Below are 4,578 nucleotides of genomic sequence, written 5' to 3' on the forward strand. Positions count from 1 at the left end.
CGTGACGGAGGTGGGGCGCTCCGGGGCTTCGTCGGAGATGTCCTGGCCTTCCGTCTCACTGCTGGCCGGCTGCGGTTCCTCCTCTTGCGCGTCCTGCTGCTGGGCATGGGCCGTCCACGCCGGAGCGACGGCGAGGGGCACGAGCAGGGAGGCGAGGATCCGGGAGCGCATCGGACGACGTCCTTTCACGAAAAGGTCTTACGGCGAGAGCGCGGCGAGCCGCTGCTCCGCCTGCGTGGCGGCGGCCGTCCCCGGGAACTGGGTGACGACGCGAGTATAGAGGGCCCTGGCATCCACGGCCTGATTCAGCCGCACCCGGCACTCCGCGAGCCGGAGCATGCCGTCCAGGATGGCATCGCCGGCGGGGTAGGTCTTGATGAGCCGTTCGAACGTCTTCGCGGCGCTGGCCGTGTCCTGGAGGCCCATCTGCCCCAGTCCGGTGAAGTACAGCGCGTTGTCCGCGCGGGGGTGGCGGGGGTTCTCCTCCGCGAAGCGCGTGAGCTGATCCACGCCCCCCTCCACGTTGCCGGTGCGCAAGAGCGCCACGGCGTGCTCGTACTCGGCTTCGAGGATCGCCGGATCCTTGTCCGGCACCTCCACGCGGCCCGGGGACGCGGTCGTCGACGCGCCGTCCGCCGGGCTGATGAACATCTCCATCTGATCCGGATCCGGCTCCGACACCGCGACCGCCGTGGCGATGCGCGGGGCCGGTTCCTTCTTCGGCTTGAGCCGCACCACCGCCAGCTCCGAAGGGGGCAGGCCCAGCCCTTCGTCACCGGAGGGCGCGTCGGACTTCTTCGCGGTCGCCAGGGCCGGCGTCGTCGGCGTGGACGCGGCGGGGGCCACGGTGCGGGCGCGGGAGACGGCGTCGCGGTTCTCCAGCCGCTCCAGGCGCTCCACCAGCTTCGCCTGGGTGACGCGCAGCGTGCGCAGCTCCGCTTCCAGCCGCCCCACCTCCGCCTGGGAGGCAGCGGTGGTGGCGCAACCGGTCGGCGCGCTCAGCGCCACGACAGCAAACAGGCGGAAGAAGAAGGGGCGCACCGGCACGAGCCTGGACGGAGGAGATTCCGCGTCGAGGATAGGAAGGCCGGTCGGAGACCGTCAAGAAAACGGCCGGTCTGGAACGGGACGCCCGAAGCGGTGTAGCACGAAATTGAGGTGCCGGCCCGTGAGCCCCGCGTCCCGCCGGTGGGAGAAGAACCGCTCGCGCTCACATGCCGTACAAGCCTGTAGCACGTCCACGTGCTCCGGCTTCAGGCCCGCCTTGAGCAGCGACGCCCGCACCGCGCGGGGCAGATCCAGGTGGGGCTTCGCGCCCTCGCGCACCACGTCCGGACCGAAGCGCGCGCGGAAGCGCTCCCCCAGCTCCGCCGACACCTCGTAGCAGCACGCCTGGATGCAGGGGCCCACCGCCGCCAGCAGCTGCTCCGGCCGCGAGCCCCGCGCCACCAGCGCCTCCACCGTGCGCGCGCTGATCTCCAGGTCCGTGCCCTTCCAACCCGAGTGCACCGCCGCCACCCGGCGCCCCTGCGGATCCACCAGCAGCACCGGCACGCAGTCCGCGGTGCCCACCGCCACCCAGCTTCCCTCCCCTTCCGTCCACAGCGCGTCCGCTTCCCCCAGCGTCGGGCGCAGCACGTCATCCTGTTCGCCGTGCACCTGGAGCACCCGGTCGCCGTGCACCTGCGACACGCGGCCCAGCGCGCCCAGCTTCGCGCCCACCGCCTGCGCCAGCCGCCGGTGGTTCTCCTCCACGCGGGAGCGCTCGTCGCCCACGGAGAACCCCAGGTTCAACGAAGCGTAGGGTCCTTCCGACACCCCACCCGCGCGCGTGGCGAAGCCGTGCGGCACCGGCAACAGCGCGGACGTGAGGAAGGCAGGCGTGGGCATGGGGCTTTCCTCCGGGGCTGTCCTCGGGGATTGCGCCCCAGCACGGGCGCAGCCCCTGAAAACAGGAACTCGCAGATAACAGCAGTCCAGGTTCAATATTTCCACGTGAGTACGTTTGACAGGGCGTGTCACGCCCCTGACAATTTCTGAACACTCCTTCCCGTTGCACAGAATGCGCGGGCTTCGGAGACACTGCGTTCCGCACATGGCCCTGGGTTCCGAGACGATTGGCAGGAAGCTCCTCTGGAGCATTGGCCTCCCAGGGTTGGTGGTGGCGTTGCTGGGCGTGTGGCACTTCTCGCGCGAGACGCGGCAGGCGGTGCGCGAAGGCACGCACCTGGAGGCCCTGGCGCTGGCGGAGTTCGTGGCCTCCACGTTCACCCTGCCCCAGTCCCCCGGCGCGGCGCCGCATGGGGCGGTGGCGGAGGTGCTGTCCTCGGACACGCGGCTGTTCCGCTCGGTGGAGGACCTGCGGGTGCTGACGCCGGACGGGCGCATCCGCTGGAGCCGGCGGCCGGCGGAGCAGGGCCACCCGCATCCGGAGGCCGCGCGACTGTCGGCGACGGGGCAGGAGGCGGCGCGCTCCATCGACCACGGCACGGAGGTGGTGCGTCCCCTGGGCGGCCCCGAGTGCTCCGGCTGTCACACCGGTGAGGCCGCGCAGCGCATGGGCGTGTTGCAGGTGCGCCTGGGCGAGCCCGCGCTGCACCGCCAGTTGCAGACGATGTTCGGGGACGCGCTGGGGGCGATGGTGCTCTTCGTCGGCATCCTGGCGCTCGTCACGTGGCTGAGCCTGCGGTTCGTGCTCACGCGTCCGCTCAAGCGGCTGAGCGAGGTCATGGGGCGCGCGGAGTCCGGAGACCTGCTGGTGCGCGCGGACGCCCGGGGCACGGATGAGATTTCGCGGCTGGGCGCGGCCTTCAACCAGATGCTCGCGCGGCTGACCTCCATGAAGGTGGAGGAGATCGACACGCACCGCGACCTGGAGCTGGTGAAGGAGAAGCTGGCGCTCAAGGACGAGCTGGAGGAGCGCCTGCGGGAGCTGTCGCTGCTGTTCGACGTAGCGCGCTCGCTCAACGCCACGCTGGAGCTGGACGAGCTCTTGTCGCGCATCACCCGCATGGTGGTGGAGCGCCTGCACATCCCCGACTTCTCCATCATGCTCCTCAACGAGGACGGCATGCTGGAGGTGAAGCACGCGTGGCCGCAGGGCCGGGGCCTGGAGGGCCACACCTTCGCACTGGGCGAGGGCGCGTGTGGCCGGGCCGCCCAGACGCGCAAGGCGGTGTACCTGCCGGACCTCACGGACAGCACCAGCATCTTCGCGCGGCGCGGCCTGCGCGGTGGTTCAGAGCAGGGCTCGCTGCTCGCGGTGCCCATGGTGCACGCGGAGACGCTGCTGGGCGTCATCAACTTCCAGCGGCCGGAGACGGCATGCTTCGCCGCGGAGGAGATCGAGCTCTTCACCGCGGTGGCGGATCAGGCGGCCACGGCGGTGACGAACGCGCGCCTGCACGCGGAGACGGTGAAGCTGACGCTGACGGACGCGCTCACGGGCGTGCCCAACCGGCGCCACCTGTTCCAGCGGTTGGATCTGGAGCTGGCGCGAGCGCAGCGCTTCGGCGTACCGCTGGCGCTGCTGATGGTGGACGTGGACCACTTCAAGCGGCTCAACGACCTTGCGGGACACCGGGCCGGGGATGAGACGCTGCGCCGGGTCGCCGACGTGCTGCGCACCCGCGCGCGCAAGGTGGACACGCTGGGGCGCTATGGCGGCGAGGAGTTCGTGCTCCTGCTGCCCCAGGTCTCCAAGGCGACGGCGTTCGAGGTCGCGGAGACGCTGCGCCGCGCGGTGGCGGAGTCGGGCGCGCTGGGTCGGCCGGGCCTGCCCGGCAACCACGTGACGGTGTCCATTGGCGTCGCGCACTTCCCCACCGACGCGAACTCGCAGGAGACGCTGGTGGATTGCGCGGACTCGGCGCTCTATTGCAGCAAGCGCACGGGCCGCAACCGCGTGACGACCTTCGAGCCCGGCATGGAGATGCACCCGGGCCGCGAGCGCAGCATCAACGCCCCGCCCTCGGACGCGCCGACCACGCCCCCTGCCCCGTCGGGCATCGCCAAGGCGTGAAGCGGGAGTCGGTGCGCCGGGCTCAGCGCTGCACGAGCGTGCGCACCACGGGCAGCATCAGGTCCGCCCACTCTTCGTAGCCCACCGCGGACGGGTGGAAGCCGTCCGGGGAGAAGAAGTCAGAGCGCCGGGGGATCATCTCGCGGCTGGCCGTGTACAGGTCCACCAGGTGCAGCCCGTGCGCTCGGGCCACGGTGGCGATGGCTTCGTTGAACGGCTCGATGCGCCCTTCGTACAGCGCGCTCGGCACCAGCTTCGCGATGGGCGCGAGCGCCATGTCCGCCAGGTTCACCACCACCATGGACGCGCCGGTCTGCTTCAACCGCCGCGCGATGCGGTCCAGGTCGTCCTGGTACTCCGCCACCTCGGTGCCTCGCCAGAGGTCGTTGGTGCCCACGCCCAGGGTGATGAGCGTGGGCTGCAACGCGATGACGCGCTTGAGGGCGTTGGTGACGACGTCGCGCACGCGCGCGCCGCTCTGCCCCAGGTTGGTGTGGCCCACCGGCAGGCCACCCTGTCGCAGGCGGGAGGCGAGCCGGTCGGGATAGCCCCCGCCC

Annotated in this window: 4 protein-coding genes; 1 reads left to right on the forward strand and 3 read right to left on the reverse strand. The window is 71.3% G+C overall.

What is annotated here, in order from left to right; all coding sequences use genetic code 11:
• Positions 1 to 198: 198 nt before the first annotated feature.
• A complete protein-coding gene (locus D7X74_RS39880; protein WP_370450860.1) occupies positions 199 to 1,047 on the reverse strand; it encodes a tol-pal system YbgF family protein in 849 nt (282 codons plus the stop codon).
• Between the two features lie 54 nt (positions 1,048 to 1,101).
• Entirely contained in the window at positions 1,102 to 1,890 is a 789-nt protein-coding gene (pgeF, locus tag D7X74_RS39885) for a peptidoglycan editing factor PgeF (protein ID WP_120538167.1), read from the reverse strand.
• A 205-nt stretch (positions 1,891 to 2,095) separates the two neighbouring features.
• Between pgeF and D7X74_RS39890 the strand changes: the two genes are divergently transcribed.
• On the forward strand, positions 2,096 to 4,021 hold the full coding sequence (locus tag D7X74_RS39890; protein WP_120538168.1) for a diguanylate cyclase: 1,926 nt from the start codon (positions 2,096 to 2,098) through the stop codon (positions 4,019 to 4,021).
• A gap of 22 nt (positions 4,022 to 4,043) precedes the next feature.
• On the opposite strand, the gene D7X74_RS39895 is transcribed toward D7X74_RS39890, so the two are convergent.
• Positions 4,044 to 4,578: SGNH/GDSL hydrolase family protein (locus D7X74_RS39895; RefSeq protein WP_233602457.1), on the reverse strand; the 535-nt coding region annotated here is incomplete at its 5' end.

Source organism: Corallococcus sp. CA047B, from assembly GCF_003612065.1.
GTDB lineage: Bacteria > Myxococcota > Myxococcia > Myxococcales > Myxococcaceae > Corallococcus > Corallococcus praedator.